The organism is Phormidesmis sp. 146-20 (assembly GCF_052939475.1).
The window spans coordinates 26145-40581 of record NZ_JBJPHT010000001.1; the positions used below are offsets into that span (position 1 = coordinate 26145).

At 50.2% G+C, this 14437-nt stretch carries 14 protein-coding genes; 8 read left to right on the forward strand and 6 right to left on the reverse strand.

Features of this window, described 5'->3' with window-relative positions; translation table 11 throughout:
* Positions 1–215 precede the first annotated feature (215 nt).
* Positions 216–1184, reverse strand: a complete 969-nt coding sequence (locus ACKFKH_RS00115; RefSeq protein ID WP_446856179.1) for a DNA-methyltransferase — start codon at positions 1182–1184, stop codon at positions 216–218.
* 406 nt (positions 1185–1590) lie between these two features.
* Here ACKFKH_RS00115 and ACKFKH_RS00120 point away from each other — a divergent pair, with 406 nt between their 5' ends.
* From ACKFKH_RS00120 to ACKFKH_RS00140, 5 genes are all read left to right on the forward strand, one after another.
* On the forward strand, positions 1591–1860 hold the full coding sequence (locus tag ACKFKH_RS00120; protein WP_446856180.1) for a hypothetical protein: 270 nt from the start codon (positions 1591–1593) through the stop codon (positions 1858–1860).
* 227 nt (positions 1861–2087) lie between these two features.
* Positions 2088–2765, forward strand: coding sequence for a deoxyribose-phosphate aldolase (gene deoC / locus ACKFKH_RS00125; RefSeq protein ID WP_446856181.1), 678 nt, complete (start codon positions 2088–2090; stop codon positions 2763–2765).
* A gap of 182 nt (positions 2766–2947) precedes the next feature.
* A complete protein-coding gene (recO, locus tag ACKFKH_RS00130; RefSeq protein WP_446856182.1) occupies positions 2948–3811 on the forward strand; it encodes a DNA repair protein RecO in 864 nt (287 codons plus the stop codon).
* Positions 3812–3828: 17 nt separating this feature from the next.
* Positions 3829–5562 (forward strand): MFS transporter, encoded by a 1734-nt coding sequence (locus ACKFKH_RS00135; protein ID WP_446856183.1) that lies wholly within the window; start codon positions 3829–3831, stop codon positions 5560–5562.
* A gap of 79 nt (positions 5563–5641) precedes the next feature.
* Positions 5642–6889, forward strand: coding sequence for a glycosyltransferase family 4 protein (locus tag ACKFKH_RS00140; protein ID WP_446856184.1), 1248 nt, complete (start codon positions 5642–5644; stop codon positions 6887–6889).
* A 74-nt stretch (positions 6890–6963) separates the two neighbouring features.
* Here the strand turns inward: ACKFKH_RS00140 and ACKFKH_RS00145 are convergent, their stop codons facing one another.
* The 3 genes from ACKFKH_RS00145 to ACKFKH_RS00155 form a co-directional block, all read right to left on the reverse strand.
* A complete protein-coding gene (locus ACKFKH_RS00145) occupies positions 6964–8463 on the reverse strand; it encodes a GAF domain-containing sensor histidine kinase (protein ID WP_446856185.1) in 1500 nt (499 codons plus the stop codon).
* Between the two features lie 276 nt (positions 8464–8739).
* A complete protein-coding gene (locus ACKFKH_RS00150) occupies positions 8740–9465 on the reverse strand; it encodes a GUN4 N-terminal ARM-like repeat domain-containing protein (RefSeq protein ID WP_446856186.1) in 726 nt (241 codons plus the stop codon).
* 46 nt (positions 9466–9511) lie between these two features.
* Positions 9512–10030, reverse strand: a complete 519-nt coding sequence (locus tag ACKFKH_RS00155; protein WP_446856187.1) for an adenylyltransferase/cytidyltransferase family protein — start codon at positions 10028–10030, stop codon at positions 9512–9514.
* A 346-nt stretch (positions 10031–10376) separates the two neighbouring features.
* On the opposite strand from ACKFKH_RS00155, the gene ACKFKH_RS00160 reads away from it, so the two are divergent.
* The gene (locus ACKFKH_RS00160; RefSeq protein ID WP_446856188.1) at positions 10377–10967 is read left to right on the forward strand and encodes a Uma2 family endonuclease; all 591 of its coding nucleotides are present in this window, start codon (positions 10377–10379) and stop codon (positions 10965–10967) included.
* A gap of 21 nt (positions 10968–10988) precedes the next feature.
* Here ACKFKH_RS00160 and era read toward each other — a convergent pair whose 3' ends face one another.
* Positions 10989–11933 (reverse strand): GTPase Era, encoded by a 945-nt coding sequence (gene era, locus ACKFKH_RS00165; RefSeq protein ID WP_446856189.1) that lies wholly within the window; start codon positions 11931–11933, stop codon positions 10989–10991.
* Positions 11934–12017: 84 nt separating this feature from the next.
* Here era and ACKFKH_RS00170 point away from each other — a divergent pair, with 84 nt between their 5' ends.
* Positions 12018–13100, forward strand: coding sequence for an ATP-dependent 6-phosphofructokinase (locus ACKFKH_RS00170; RefSeq protein ID WP_446856190.1), 1083 nt, complete (start codon positions 12018–12020; stop codon positions 13098–13100).
* A 67-nt stretch (positions 13101–13167) separates the two neighbouring features.
* A complete protein-coding gene (surE, locus tag ACKFKH_RS00175; protein WP_446856191.1) occupies positions 13168–13842 on the forward strand; it encodes a 5'/3'-nucleotidase SurE in 675 nt (224 codons plus the stop codon).
* 19 nt (positions 13843–13861) lie between these two features.
* Here surE and ACKFKH_RS00180 read toward each other — a convergent pair whose 3' ends face one another.
* Positions 13862–14437, reverse strand: coding sequence for a Uma2 family endonuclease (locus ACKFKH_RS00180; protein WP_446856192.1), 576 nt, complete (start codon positions 14435–14437; stop codon positions 13862–13864).

Consider the following 14437-nt stretch of genomic DNA (forward strand, 5'->3'; position numbering starts at 1 on the left):
TTCTTTGAAAAGTACAACAATCTCTCGCTGCGCTGCCCTCCCGCCCTGCACTGAAAGTACGGGCTAATTGAGAAAAGTCCACTGAAGGGACTCCAGAGCCATTTCAACTTCTTTAGCCCGTTTTAATGGAGTTCGCACCGTGAGCTACGACTTCCAGTGCAGGGTGGTGAATGCGATGAACGACCACCTTTGAACGTCCTCTTACCTTCAATTTTTCAAGACTCTTTTTTCTGCGTAGCCAACGTATTTCGCTCCCAAAATACGCCATCTGCAAACCCCTGAATCGTAGGAACGGTTTCTGCAAGCTCAAGGCGGCGCTCGGTCAGCAGACAATATTCTTCATCTTGCTCGATTCCCAGATAGCGTCTGCCTAGCTTTTTGGCGACGACTGACGACGTACCGCTGCCCACAAAGGGATCAAACACAAAATCACCAGGATTGGAACTGGCCAAAATTAACTTGGCGATCGCTTTCTCACTTTTTTGTGTCGGATGATGCGTATTTTCAGACATTGACCAAAACGGAATCGTGATATCTGTCCACAGATTAGAAGGATGAGTGTCGCGAAAATTGCCGCGATCGGTCACCTGCCAGTCCTTCGGAATGCCCTCTTGACGATAGGGAGCCAGTACTTTTCTACGCAGCTTTACCGCCTCAACGTTGAACGTATATTGGTCTGAAACCGTACAAAACCAAATATCTTCGCTGGCGTTCTTCCAGTTAGCTTTGGCTCCGCGACCTTTTTCTCGCTCCCAGGTAATGCGATTTCGGACGGTGAAATGTTGGGCAGCGACGGTAAAAATTGACCCCGACGAAAACCAATCGCCACAGATGTAGATTGAAGCCGTGGATTTGAGTAGCGGTTTTAACGCAACGATCGACCCCTCCAGCCACTCCGTATATTCATCGACCGTCCGTTTAGAAAACTTGAGTTGGTTAAATTCTTTGGTCAGATTATAGGGCGGGTCTAAAATCAGCAGATCGACAAAGGCTGAGGGCAGACGATCGACCCATTCCAGGTAATTTCCGCAGAGCGTGCCGATCGGAGCTTCCGTAAATTTCTGGTTATTGGTGAAGTTGATTAAGCGCGATCGCAATCGGATGCAATCAGCAGGAGTTAGCTTGATACTACGGTTGCGCTGAGAACGAACACTGAGATCTGCCGATGAATAGTTTTCTTCCATTACGATGTTCCGAGTCGTCAAATCAAGAGTTGTGAAGAATTACGCAGTGAATTGTAAAGAATGCATTACTTTTCCGTATTTTTTCTGTAAGCATATTTATATTAATTGAAATTAACAGTAGAATGATGGGCTTTTTTCTTTAATGAATCCTTGAATACCATGAAAAATTGCCTATAACGATGAAAAATTGCCTCTAACGGAAGAGGATGCACATTTAACAGAAAGAGTAGAGTGACGTATCAGTACACTTATCTACGGGTAAACACTGAGCTTGTTCTGGAATTTCTTAAATCCCTCATGAAACCATTATGAAGTTTCAGTATTTTTACTGGATGACTTCAGCATAATTGCTTAAAATGTTTTGCAAGGGTCATTCGTCTGCTGCTTTATTACTCAGGTTGCTAAAATGAATACCTTTTCAAAAATCGCTTGCCCTCTGGTTTTGGTTACGGTTACGGCGCTCGGAGTTTCTCAGGCTCGTTCCTCTCTAGTCAGCATCCGCGAATCTGACAAATCCGTCTCCGATCAAACTTTAGAAAAAGTGGGCGCGATCGTGACATCCAAGGTGACCAGTTCAATAAGCTTGCCATCACATTCGCCGTTTTCCTTCAATGCTGCCTTCAGTCCAAGTCCAAACCCTGCCCCCAGCGGTACGGGCGGTGCGGGGTCGCGCTAACCTTAACTAAAAAACCCTTCTGAAGAAATCATTTAATCCAAGCAGGCTGCCAAGAAAGCCACACAGTCCGTAACTCTTGACCTCTTAGTGGGTAGGAGCTACGGATTATTTTTTGCTCTTTTTGTCTCAAGAAAGGATGAAAGGAATTTAGACAGTCCCCACGAAAGTGAGACGCGATCGGCTAAAGTCCAAGAATGGTCAGTGTTTTTAAGAATTAGGTTTCATCAATGGCAACATCTCCAGACATTGATATCGCTCCTTATATTGATCATTCGCTCTTGTCTCCGACTGCCACCGCCAGCCAGGTTCAACAGTGGTGTGATGAAGCCGATCGCTTCCGATTTGCGACGGTCTGCGTCCAACCTTGCTATGTTCGTCAAGCCGTTGAGTTGCTGCACAACAAAAAGCCCAAAGTTTCAACGGTGATTGGCTTTCCTACCGGAGCGACGACCTCAACCGTCAAACTCTACGAAGCGCAAGAAGCCGCCGAAAACGGAGCCGCCGAGTTAGATGTCGTAATCAACCTGGGACTGCTCAAAATGGGACAGGTCGATGCCCTTCACAAAGAAATCGCAGAGATCTGTGAATCCACCAACCTGGTCATCAAAGCCATTTTAGAACTGTCTCTATTGACCGATTCAGAAAAGCGATTGGCGGCCGAAATCTGCATGGATGCGGGCGTTTCCTTTCTCAAAACCAGTACAGGCTGGACGGGCGGCGCAACGGTAGCCGATATTCGCCTGCTCAAAGAAATCACCCAAGACCGGGTAGGAATTAAGGCTTCTGGAGGAATACGCACGATCGACCAGGCTCTAGAGTTAATTGTCTCAGGTGCAACTCGGCTCGGCACATCACAGGGCCCTGATCTGCTTCGTCAACGCGATACTCTAGGTAAGGAGGGATGAGGGGTGAGGGACGAGGGATGAGGGATGAAAAAGTCATTCTTTGTTTTCGTCTCAAGTCTTAGCTCCAACCTTGCACTCATTTCCAGATGTGAAGTCCGTTGAAATCTCCGTTTCAAACCCCTCATCCTTCATCCCTCCTCCCTTCTTCTTTCCTCCCTTCTTCTTTCCTCCCTTATCCCTTCATGAGCCGCACCTACAAAGCAACTGGAATTAATCTCAAAACAATGCCCCTGGGTGAGGCCGATCGGATCTTGACGGTTTTGACGCGGGAGTTTGGCTTGATGCGGGTTGTGGCGATCGGGTGCCGTAAGCAAAATTCTAAGCTGGGGGGCAGAAGCGGTTTGTTTGTTGTGAACGAATTGATGCTGGCTAAGGGCAAGTCACTTGACAAAATTACTCAGGCTGAGACGTTAGAATCCTATCCGGGGCTGGGGCGTGACCTTAAAAAACTCACCGCAGGACAATATCTCGCTGAACTTGTTTTGCAGCAGGCTCTAAGCGAACAGCCCCAAGAAGATCTGTTTTATCTACTCAACGAACATCTCGCACGACTGGAGCGATCGCCCTCTTCTCAGGTGCTCTCTCATCTCACCCACGCTGTCTTTCAGCTTTTGGTACTCGCCGGGATTGCTCCTCAAGTGCATCAGTGCTGTGTTTCTCAAACTCAATTGCACCCCGACCTGACGGATTCTAGCTGGCAGGCAGGCTTTAGCACCGTTGCCGGAGGAGTCGTCACCCTCAAAGAACTCGAACAAATCCGTCTAGAAGATCAAGGTTTAACCGACTTAGAGAAACCTACCCAAATCCCCAACTTCAAGACTTCCCACTCCAAAAGATCCGCCAAACTCAACACGCTGCTCAATGCCACCGAACTCACACTGCTGCAACAACTGGCACAAGCTAACTTGTCTGACCAGTCCTTTCCATCGGTTGAGACTGCCTGGTTTGCGATCGAGCGCATTCTCCGCTATTACGCTCAATATCACTTTGACCAGCCGATTCGGTCTGCTGCCTTGATCGACACCTGTTTTGCTCCCGCTCCGTGACCCTTTGAGTGCTAATCATGATGCGATCTTCTGACTTTCTGTTGATGTCCTCTAGCGACCCTTCTCCCAATCGTGGCCCTGGCGATCGGGGGGTGGGCAATCCCAAAACCTCGCGATCGCCCAATCTGGCGCAAAGAGTGACTCGACCTGATTCGGATGCGTCGGTTTTCCCTGATAATGGGTTGAGTGAGGAGAGTGTGCCCGCGATGCTGAGAACGCAAGATACCCCATCGGATGAGTGGGACGAGATAAATTCGCAGGAAGCCATCGCCCCTAATTCGTCGCGTCAAAACGGCACAAGCAAACATTTGTCAGACGATACAAACGGCGATCTCGTACCCCAGTCCGATCCGCTCAAACTTTTGAATGAGGCGGCTGCGCTAGAGGAAAAAGAAGCTGTGCCTCTAGATGCTGAATCAGAAAGCGAGTCAGAAAGCGGCTTTGCCCCCGTTTTGAGGAACCGTAATTTTTTGACGCTGTGGGCCGGGCAGGTTTTTTCTCAGCTTGCAGACAAAGTGTATCTGGTGCTGATGATTGCCTTGATTGCCAGTCGCTTTCAGTCTGAGGGTGAGACGATCAGCGGCTGGGTGTCGTCGATTATGATCGCCTTCACGATTCCCGCAGTTTTGTTTGGGTCGGTGGCGGGTGTGTTTGTCGATCGCTGGTCAAAAAAAGGCGTTTTGGTCGCTACAAATCTATTGCGCGGGGGGTTGGTGTTTGCCTTGCCGCCACTGCTGTGGATCTCCAAGGATTGGGCCAGGGTGCATGGCTTGCCTGTCGGGTTCCTCATCATGTTGGGCATCACGTTTTTGGTGTCTACCCTGACCCAGTTTTTTGCCCCCGCCGAGCAGTCCGCTATTCCATTAATTGTCGAACGTCGCCATCTTTTGTCTGCCAATTCGCTCTACACGACGACGATGATGGCTTCGGTGATTATTGGCTTTGCTGTGGGGGAACCGCTCTTGGCGCTGGCAGATGCGATCGTCGCTCATCTTGGCGGCGTTTTTACTGGGATTGGACGAGAACTGCTGGTTGGGGGCGGTTATGCGATCGCGGGTCTACTGCTGCTCTTTTTGAGAACCGGGGAGAAACTAAAAGCCTCGACCAATGGCATTACGCCTGACGAACCCGAAGACTATCCCCACGTTTGGGAAGACATCAAAGACGGATTGCGCTATCTGGGCAAAGAAAGCCATGTTCGCAGTGCGCTGATTCAGCTTGTGATTTTGTTCTCAATTTTTGCCGCGCTGGCCGTGTTATCTGTGCGCCTTGCCGAGGTGATCCCAGAGATCAAATCCTCTCAGTTTGGCTTTTTGTTGGCGGCGGGTGGGGTTGGCATGGCCTGTGGTGCTGCGATTATTGGCTACTTTGGGCAACGGCTGCCTCATGCTCGATTGGGGCTATATGGGTCGTTGGGTATGTCTGCGTCCTTAGTCGGGCTGGCGTTCTTTTATCACACGCTTTGGGTGACGCTTCTACTGATTGCGCTGTTGGGCGGATTTGCCTCTCTGGTGGGCATTCCCATGCAGACAACCATTCAGCAAGAAACGCCAGAAGAAATGCGGGGCAAGGTGTTTGGCTTGCAGAATAATGCAATTAACATTGCTCTGAGTTTGCCGTTGGTGTTGGCGGGTGTGTCTGAGACGTTGTTTGGGTTGCGGGCTGTATTTTTGGCACTTGCTGCCCTGACGATCGCAGGGGCTACCCTTACCTGGTATATTTCCCGTACAACGATTTCTAAAACAAGCTAGAGATTAGTGGTTAGTCGTTTATCTCCCTTCGACCACTAACGACTAGCGATGTACGAACCCTCTTACGACATAACCCCGAATGCACATTGCATGGCTTGGCAAGAAAACGCCGTTTTGCGGAAACGTGACCTATGGTCGAGAAGTCACCAACGCTTTATTAGATCACAACCATCAAGTTAGCTTTCTACATTTTGCTCAGGAGGAAGACGCACCTGATAACTGGCCTGACATTCGAGAGGTGCCGATTCCTTTTTTCTACAAGTCTCAGCTTTATACGATTCCCACTTTAAAGTCCAGTCGAGTTCTGATCCAGGCGCTTCAAGATTTGTCGCCCCGTCCAGATATCGTTCACGCTTCGCTGACGCTTTCCCCGCTGGATTTTTTGCTGCCTGAGATTTGTCAAGAATTAAATCTACCTCTGGTGGCGACGTTTCATCCGCCCTTTGATCGCAAGCGGCGCAACCTGACATCGGGCACTCAACACTTGATGTATCAGCTTTATGCGCCTTCTTTAGCAAAGTACGATCGCATCATTATTTTTTCTCAGATCCAGCGTGACCTCTTGATCAAATTGGGCGTACCGAGCGATCGGATTGCTGTGATCCCCAACGGCGTAGATACGACGAAATATTCTCCCGGCAAGTCCAGCTTTAAGGCGCAGATGGGCGGCGATCGCATTTTTCTTTACCAGGGTCGCATCGCACCCGAAAAGAACGTCGAATCGCTACTCAAAGCCTGGAAGCAGGCAAATATGGGCAAAAATAGTAAACTCGTCATTGTGGGCAATCATGGCACGCTGGCTGCCTCACTCATTCCTTTTTATGGAGAAGAACACGGGATCGTCTGGTTGGGATTTATCGCGGATGAGCAACGCCGGATTGAGATTCTCAGAGGGACGGATGTGTTTGTGTTGCCGTCTTTAGTAGAAGGGCTGTCTTTATCTTTGCTAGAAGCAATGGCCTGTGGTGTCGCTTGTGTGGCTACCGATGCGGGAGCCGATGGAGAAGTCTTAGAAGCTGAGGCGGGCGTAATCATCAAAACCCAGGGGGTTGCGTCTCAGCTAAAAACCCTTTTGCCTCAACTGCGCGACCACACCACCTGGACAGACCTTCTGGGCCAAAAAGCACGCCAGCGCGTCGAAGAACGCTACACCTTAAGCAGTAATATTCAGCAAGTGATTGCTCTTTATCATCAGCTTTTGGTGGACTACCACGATCGCAGCAGTCGCATCCGCATCCCCGCCAATCTACCTGCTCGCGACGCGATTCCCTCCTGGAATTCTCACCGCAGCGATTCGCAAAATCGTTCAAAAGACTGGTTTTTGTAAAGGAGTAGTTGAGCTTGCGATTCGTACCGGATGGCGATCGCTCGGTACTGCTTGAGTGCGGCAAAGAAATTCCCTCAAAACTTCTCATCTATTTCTGTCAGGCGAGGCAGGGTAATCAAATAGCGAAATCCAGGTTCACCAACGCCTTGAACGAGAACTTGTCCGCCATGCATCTCGGCTAGTTGGCGACTGAGCATAAGTCCCAAATTTTTGCGGAGCGCTTCTGCATTGAGATCAGTGACCACATCAGGCTCGTCTAGCAAAAAAGAGTGTTTGCCGTTGCCATTGGTGGGAGGGCGCTGAGAATATGTGGGTTGGGCAGTGTAGTCGTAATCCAGTCCGACCAAGGCAGGGGAAGCCGTTTGAGCGGGATAAATTTCGGTATAAGCCAACCCGTCGCCCAGACAGGGATGCGTTGCCCAAACCGTGAGTTTCAAGCCGCTACTTTTGTGCGAAACGTGAAGGCGAATCACACTCCCACCATTTGAGGATTGAATCACACTAAAGATCAGGTGATAAAGCATCTGCCGAACTTTTTCTTTATCGAGCAGCCAAATGCGGTTTCCAGGTTCGACAGAGAGACGAATGGCTTGTTCTCGACGGTGGGCGGCTTGCTCTAGCGTGTCGATCGCCTGCTGACAAAGCATCTCGATATCAATTGAAGTCAGGTTGAGAATCCGGGTGCTTTCATCTAGCTGAGACAGTTCTAAGATCTCCTTGACCAGAGAAAGTAGATATTGTCCACTGTGATGAATGATGTCTAAGTATTCTTTCTGTTTAGCCGTGAGCGGCCCGTAAATTTCCCGATTCAAAACGCTGGCCATACCCATGACGGAGGTAAGGGGAGTTCTCAATTCTTGGGTGAGTTGAGCCAGTAGAGCAAACTTGACGGGGTGGGCAAGCTGGGATGATGGGGTAGGCGGCTCAGAGAGCGAAGTGAAAGTCCTCGGTTGGAGGGTTTCTGGAGTCAGGGGGAGTGCGTCTGCTGGCGGCTGACTTGCCGCGATCGTCTCCTGAGTCTTGGTTAAGTGTAGCCGTTCGTATTCGCTCATACTGAGACGAGCCGTTAGCGCTAAAAATTCGATTTCTTTAGGGGTGAACGATCGAGGCAAAAGATCCATCAGGGCCAATGCACCAATACACTCGCCACTTGATGTCAACAGCGGCGCGCCCAGGTAGGCTCGAATGTTGTATTGCTGCACCAAAAGGCTGCTGGCAAAGACAGGATGACGGAGCGTATCTGCGATCGCCAACACCTGATGACTATCGACCACATGGACGCAAAACGATTCAGCGAGAGGCAGTTGGCGCGCGAGAGCCAGATCGTTCATCAAGCCTAATCGAGATAGCCCTACGGCGGATTTGAACCATTGACGTTCCTGATCGAGCAAGCTCAGGATGCAAATGGGTACTTCTAGAAAATGCGCGGCCGTTTGCGTGGCTTCTTCAAAAATTGGCACACTTTCTGTTTCTAGCAGTCCTAGTCGAGTCAACACCTCAATCTGGCGCTGTCTACGTGCTGCGGCTGTCAATCCATCTAAGCGACAAAATAGTCGGCTTTCAGGGATTCCCATTCCAACCCCTACCCCTCTAAGTGAACCGTAGAAATTCTAAGAAATTCTAAGATTGAGTGAATTACTCATTAAGAAAGTCTTCAACTATACAAAGACTTCCCTCACCGATCGCTCAACCAACGGAGTCATGCAAGGGAGATTACTGAAGTTTAGATTGACCCTGCCCAGTGGATTGGAAAAACCACGGAATCCTAAAGCTTCACTGACAAAAGATTTAAGAATTGCTCCCGTACCTCTACGCTCTGAAATTGGCTCAAAAAATGCTGGGGACGAAGCCTACTTTAACCAGGCGGGATGGACGAGCAGCGCCGCAATCACCTGAACCCCACGCAGTTGGTTAGATAAAGGTAAATGCCCTTTGGGAGCGTCGAGACTCCAGTCAAACTCGTTGGGGTAGCGCGTCCAGTTGTTACCTGACTTCCAGCCAATTTTTGACCAGAGTTTCTCCCAGTTTTTACCGACACTGAGCCAGATTTCGCGCTGGACTGAGAACCCAAATTTGCCGTTTGAGTGGGCCAGCCAGAGGGCATCGATCGTTTGCAGGTCGGTGACAGGGTAGCTTTTGACTTCGGTGAAGTAGATCCACTTGCGCTGCACAGCAGACTCCCCGGCTAGTTTGCACATCAGTTGGAGGGTGAGGCGATCGGCTGCTTCAAAGTCTTGTTGAGCGAGGAGGCGTTGAAGAGGGGCGTAGTCGATCGCGCAGTCTGATTTGAGCAACACAGTGCCCGTTGGAAAGTGTTTTTGTAAAAAATCAGCGACTTGGGGCGTTTGACAATCAAAGAGCGCTTGATAAATTTTTGCGTTGACTTGAGACCGGGAGGAGTCTAAAGAATGCTTTGCCAAAAAGTCCATCAATACGTCCAGACCTGCTTCTCCCAGTGTCACAAGGTCATCAACCAGCTTTAGCTGAATTTTTTCTGGCTCAGATTCTAGCTTGTATTGCAGAGTAGCGATGCTGTCGGGGAGATTGAGAGCCGGGGAGGTATCCAGGTTTGTCATGAAACAATATTAAAGGGGGAACGGGATTAAAGGGGGAACGGATGGGTTAGCGATCCCTTGCGGGTGACTCAAAGCGACTGCCGCCTCGAATCTGAGCAATCAGGGCACTGGTCGAACTGGGGATTTCGATTTGAATCAGTTCTACTCGACCGCCATAGGACTGAACGATCGCCGCTTCGGGTAGGGTATCGAGTTTGTAGTCGCCTCCTTTAGCATAGATCTCAGGCTGGAGCGCTTCAACCAGGGGACAGGCTGTTTCTTGAGAAAAAATCACAACTCCATCGACAGGTTTGAGGGCAGCCAAAACTTCGGCACGTTGAGCCTGGGGAACGATCGGGCGCTGAGGCATTCCCACTGGTTGAGGTTTGATGGTTTGGATGGAGCGATCGCTATTCAATCCGACGATCAGCGATTTGCCCAACCGTTTCGCCGCTTGCAGATAGCGAACATGTCCCGCGTGTAATAAATCGAAACAGCCATTCGTCAAAACCAGCGGTCGCCAACTTTGGGGATCAGCGGCGATCGCCTGTTGCAGTTCACTCAACGTATAAATGCTAGAAACCATGAGGAGTCGATTAAATCGCAGAATTCTCTGATCCTTTGAGAATTGTAGAGTGCAACGGGCGGCTTATAGTTCTTCCACGGCTTGAATGAGTGACGACCAGAACCTGGTTGACTGACAGAACTCCTGAAACCCTCGATTCTTCGCAGGTTGGTGTTGAGCAACGCGAAACCCAACAGCAGCCTTTCTACCGTTGCTAACGTTGGGTGTCACCAGGTTCAACCCAACCTACCTGAAAAGATTTGTCAGTCCATCAGCGACCAGAACTGTAAAGATGCCTGAAATACGAATTCAGGATACGATCGATTAGCCATAGATCCTGGCATTCACGCTCCCCCAGATGAACGCGATGACCACTACTCAAAAGCTGACTTTTGAAGAATACCTGACTTTAGCAGACACCGGGTTTGAGTGTCGCACTGAATTGATCGACGGAGAACTCATCGAATTGCCACCCGAATCAGGAATCAACACTGAAATTGCTGCGACTCTGTTTGCTGCGCTCCTCGCCGCAGGGGTAGATAGGCTTCACCTCAAGATGGGTAACTGCGAACTGCAAACTCCGGTCTTAAGCCCTGGAGATGCTGCCAATCGTTATCCTGACATTGTGGTGATCCGAGAAGAGCATCGATCGTTGACCCGCGATCGCATGACCATCACCTTAGACATGCCCCCGCCGCGCTTTGTGCTAGAAGTGGTTAGTCCTGGTAAAACCAATCGAGATCGAGACTACACCCGCAAACGTGCCCAGTATGCTGCTGTCGGCATTCCTGAATATGTGATTGTTGACCCGTTGGATCAGAGAGTCGTTGTCCTGATTCTAGAAAATGTCACCTACCGGGAGTCTGGGCGTTATCGAAATGCCGAAGTTGTGCAATTCACAGCGTTTCCGACCCTCCAACTCACTGCCCAGCAAATCCTCTCGGCAGGGCATCCATAATTCTTCCAACATCCCACGCGGCTACTCTTCGACTCGATAGCCCAACTCTGCCAGACGGGTGCGTGACTGTCGCCATTTGGGTTGGACTTTGACGAAGAGTTCGAGATAAATTTTGCCATCGATCAGTTTTTGCATTTGTTGACGGGCAGCGGTGCCGATCGTTTGTAGCATACTGCCGCCCTTGCCAATCACAATGCCTTTCTGCGAGGGGCGTTCGACAAAGACGGTGGCCCAGACCCGTGTGATCGAGTCTTCTTCTTGAACGCGCTCAATGGCGATCGCCACCGAATGCGGGACTTCTTCACGAGTTAGCAAGAGAATTTGTTCTCGAATCAGTTCGCCCATGATGAAACGTTCTGGTTGGTCGGTGACGAGATCGGGCGGGTAGTAGTATGGCCCAGGCTCCAGGTTTTGAACCAGTGACTGTTGTAGCGCCTCCAAACCCTCTCCGGTGACGGCCGAAAATTTGGCGATTGTCCATCCTTGCTCTTTAGCCAATTCTCGGTAACTGTTGTCGAGAAACTGGTTGCCTTCTCCCTGCTGGTCGGCTTTGTTGAGTCCCAAAATAACAGGCGTTTTGGTGTTAGTGAGAAGGTCTGCAATGTAGCGATCGCCCCCACCCAACTCGGCTGTACAGTCTACGACAAACAAAATTACGTCAACGGCGTGAATTGCGACTTGAGCGTTTTTCACCAGCACTTGACCGAGTTCGTGATGGGGTTTGTGAATACCAGGCGTATCGACAAAGATAATTTGGGCTTCTGGGGTCGTAAGAATTCCTTGCAGACGATTGCGCGTCGTTTGGGCAATTGGAGAGGTAATCGCAATTTTTTGCCCCACTAGATAATTCATCAGCGTAGACTTACCGACGTTGGGGCGACCAATAATCCCCACAAATCCAGACCTGTAGCCGTCGGGCGCAGTGGGAATCATCCCAGAGGTGATCATGTCATTGGTTTCTGACATCGCTAAATTAATTCCGTAGTTTTGGATACTGTTTACCGTTTTGCGATTGACTGTCAGCAATTAGGCATTTTCAGTGTAATCGACATGGACGAGACAAAACGAATCGGGATTTTGACGAGCGGCGGTGACTGTGCAGGACTCAACGCCATTATTCGGGCAGTCGTTTTTCGGGCGATCGGTTCCTACGGTTGGAAGGTGTTGGGTATCAGTCGAGCGACGCAGGGGTTGATGTCTCGTCCTCCAGAGTTTGTGTCGCTGGAGATTGAGAAAGTCGATCGCCTTTTGACCGCCGGAGGAACCGTTTTGGGAACGACGAATAAGGGCAATCCGTTTGCCTTTCCGATGGCAGATGGGGAGTTGGTCGATCGCTCTCAAGAAATCATCGACGGCTATCATCTGCTGGGATTGAATGCGATCATTGGCATTGGCGGCGATGGCAGTATGGCGATCCTCAGACGATTGGCGCAGCAAGGCAACATGAATTTGGTGACGATTCCCAAAACGATCGACAACGATGTAGACATTACTGAATGTTCGATTGGCTTCGATACGGCAGTTAACACGGCCACTGAAGCCCTCGATCGCCTGCATTTCACTGCTGCCAGCCATTCTCGCGTCATGATTTTAGAAGTAATGGGACGAGACGCGGGACATATTGCCATCAGTGCGGGTATTGCGGGCGGTGCTGATGTGATTTTGATTCCAGAAATTCCTTATACGATCGCCAACATTTGCGACAAACTGCGAGAACGCCAGGAACAGGGCAAAAACTATTCGTTAGTGATCGTCTCCGAAGCCGTTCGCACCGAAGAAGGCGAGAAGATTAGCTCAACCGATCCGTTTGGACAATCGCGGTATGGGGGCATCGGGCAATATCTCGCCAGCCGCATCTCAACCTGTAGCGGTGCAGAAACTCGCGTAACCGTGTTGGGACATATTCAGCGAGGCGGCACCCCCTCACCGCTCGATCGCCTGTTAGCTTCAGCTTTTGGAGTCGCCGCCGTCGATCTGATCGCAGAAGGCAAGTACGATCGCATGGTGGGTTGGCGCGATCGTCAGGTGATCAGTGTGCCGATTGAGCAGGCGATCGCTCGTTATTGTGTCGTCGATCCGGGTAGCACGCTGGTCAAAACCGCTCGCGGGCTAGGAATCTATTTGGGCGATTAAAGCGTTTGGCAGCGAATGGCGCGTCGGTATGATTCAATAATCATGCATTTACTCAGATCTTGCCAACATGACTTTAATTCTCACCAATGATGATGGGATTGACGCTCCCGGAATTCGTGCCTTGCTTAGAGCGGTGGATGGAGAAGGCATTTTGGTCGCACCCCGCGATCATCAGTCGGGCTGTGGACATCAAGTGACGACGACTCAGCCGATTCAAGTCGAGCAAAGAGCAGCGCGAGAATATGCGATCGCAGGCACGCCCGCCGATTGTGTGAGAATTGCGTTGCATCATCTTTACCCCGATACGAGTTTCGTTCTCTCAGGCATCAACGCTGGGGGCAACCTGGGTGCAGATGTCTACATTTCGGGAACGGTTGCCGCTGTGAGAGAAGCCGCGTTTCATCGAATTCCCGGTGTGGCAATTTCTCAATACAAGAAAGGAAAGCTGCCGATCGATTGGGACTTATCCGCTTATTGGGCTGCCAAAGTTTTGCGAGAACTGCGCGATCGACCCTCTGAACCTGGAGCCTTCTGGAATGTGAATCTACCTTACTTAGAAACTGGGGTAGATGTGGCGATCGTCTTCTGCAAACCCTGCACCCAACCGCTCCCCGTCAATTTTCGGATTGAAGGCAACGAGTTTTTTTACTGCGGAGACTATGCCAAACGGCCGCGCGATCCAGGTGGCGATGTCGAGGTGTGTCTCTCTGGAAGCATTGCTGTCACTCAGATTCATTTGTGAAAAATGTTTTGCAGCGGAATTAGTTGAGCAACCGTTTCACTGACACCACCACATCAGGAAACCTAACAGGTCGAATCTCACCCTCTACCTGTGTGGTTTGAGAAGCGTAATTTCCATCAAATGGCTCTCGATACACAATCAATTCCATCGTCTTGAGATTCACAACCCAATACTCAGAAATGTTTGCTTGAGCATATGTTTTACGCTTAACTTCGGTATCTTTGGTCAAAGATGAATTTGAGAACTCAATTAACCAGAAGATATTCTCTGGATGGGGGTGATGAGTCAGGTACTCCCGTCCCAATGGCTGCACGATTGCCAAGTCGGGTTCTGGCTCTGATCTACTGTCAGGTAGGGTGATGGGTTTTGCCTCCCGAACGGTGACTCGATCTCTTCGAGTTACCCGCAAGGGGTCGCCCAGCAGACCAATTAAATAATCTCTGGTACTTGTGTTGAAATAGGCATGAGGTTCTCCCTCTGGCGGCATTTCTACGATCTCTCCAGACAACAGTTCCACTTGGCAGTCATCCAACACACCAGATGCAACCAGGCGGTGATAGTCGTCCAATGTCCACTTGGCCAGGATGACGCTCAT

Coding starts and splice junctions, on each gene's coding strand:
- ACKFKH_RS00115 (WP_446856179.1), bottom strand. CDS start 1,184: ATGGAAGAAAACTATTCATCGGCAGATCTCAGTGTTCGTTCTCAGCGC.
- ACKFKH_RS00120 (WP_446856180.1), top strand. CDS start 1,591: ATGAATACCTTTTCAAAAATCGCTTGCCCTCTGGTTTTGGTTACGGTT.
- deoC (WP_446856181.1), top strand. CDS start 2,088: ATGGCAACATCTCCAGACATTGATATCGCTCCTTATATTGATCATTCG.
- recO (WP_446856182.1), top strand. CDS start 2,948: ATGAGCCGCACCTACAAAGCAACTGGAATTAATCTCAAAACAATGCCC.
- ACKFKH_RS00135 (WP_446856183.1), top strand. CDS start 3,829: ATGATGCGATCTTCTGACTTTCTGTTGATGTCCTCTAGCGACCCTTCT.
- ACKFKH_RS00140 (WP_446856184.1), top strand. CDS start 5,642: ATGCACATTGCATGGCTTGGCAAGAAAACGCCGTTTTGCGGAAACGTG.
- ACKFKH_RS00145 (WP_446856185.1), bottom strand. CDS start 8,463: ATGGGAATCCCTGAAAGCCGACTATTTTGTCGCTTAGATGGATTGACA.
- ACKFKH_RS00150 (WP_446856186.1), bottom strand. CDS start 9,465: ATGACAAACCTGGATACCTCCCCGGCTCTCAATCTCCCCGACAGCATC.
- ACKFKH_RS00155 (WP_446856187.1), bottom strand. CDS start 10,030: ATGGTTTCTAGCATTTATACGTTGAGTGAACTGCAACAGGCGATCGCC.
- ACKFKH_RS00160 (WP_446856188.1), top strand. CDS start 10,377: ATGACCACTACTCAAAAGCTGACTTTTGAAGAATACCTGACTTTAGCA.
- era (WP_446856189.1), bottom strand. CDS start 11,933: ATGTCAGAAACCAATGACATGATCACCTCTGGGATGATTCCCACTGCG.
- ACKFKH_RS00170 (WP_446856190.1), top strand. CDS start 12,018: ATGGACGAGACAAAACGAATCGGGATTTTGACGAGCGGCGGTGACTGT.
- surE (WP_446856191.1), top strand. CDS start 13,168: ATGACTTTAATTCTCACCAATGATGATGGGATTGACGCTCCCGGAATT.
- ACKFKH_RS00180 (WP_446856192.1), bottom strand. CDS start 14,437: ATGAGCGTCATCCTGGCCAAGTGGACATTGGACGACTATCACCGCCTG.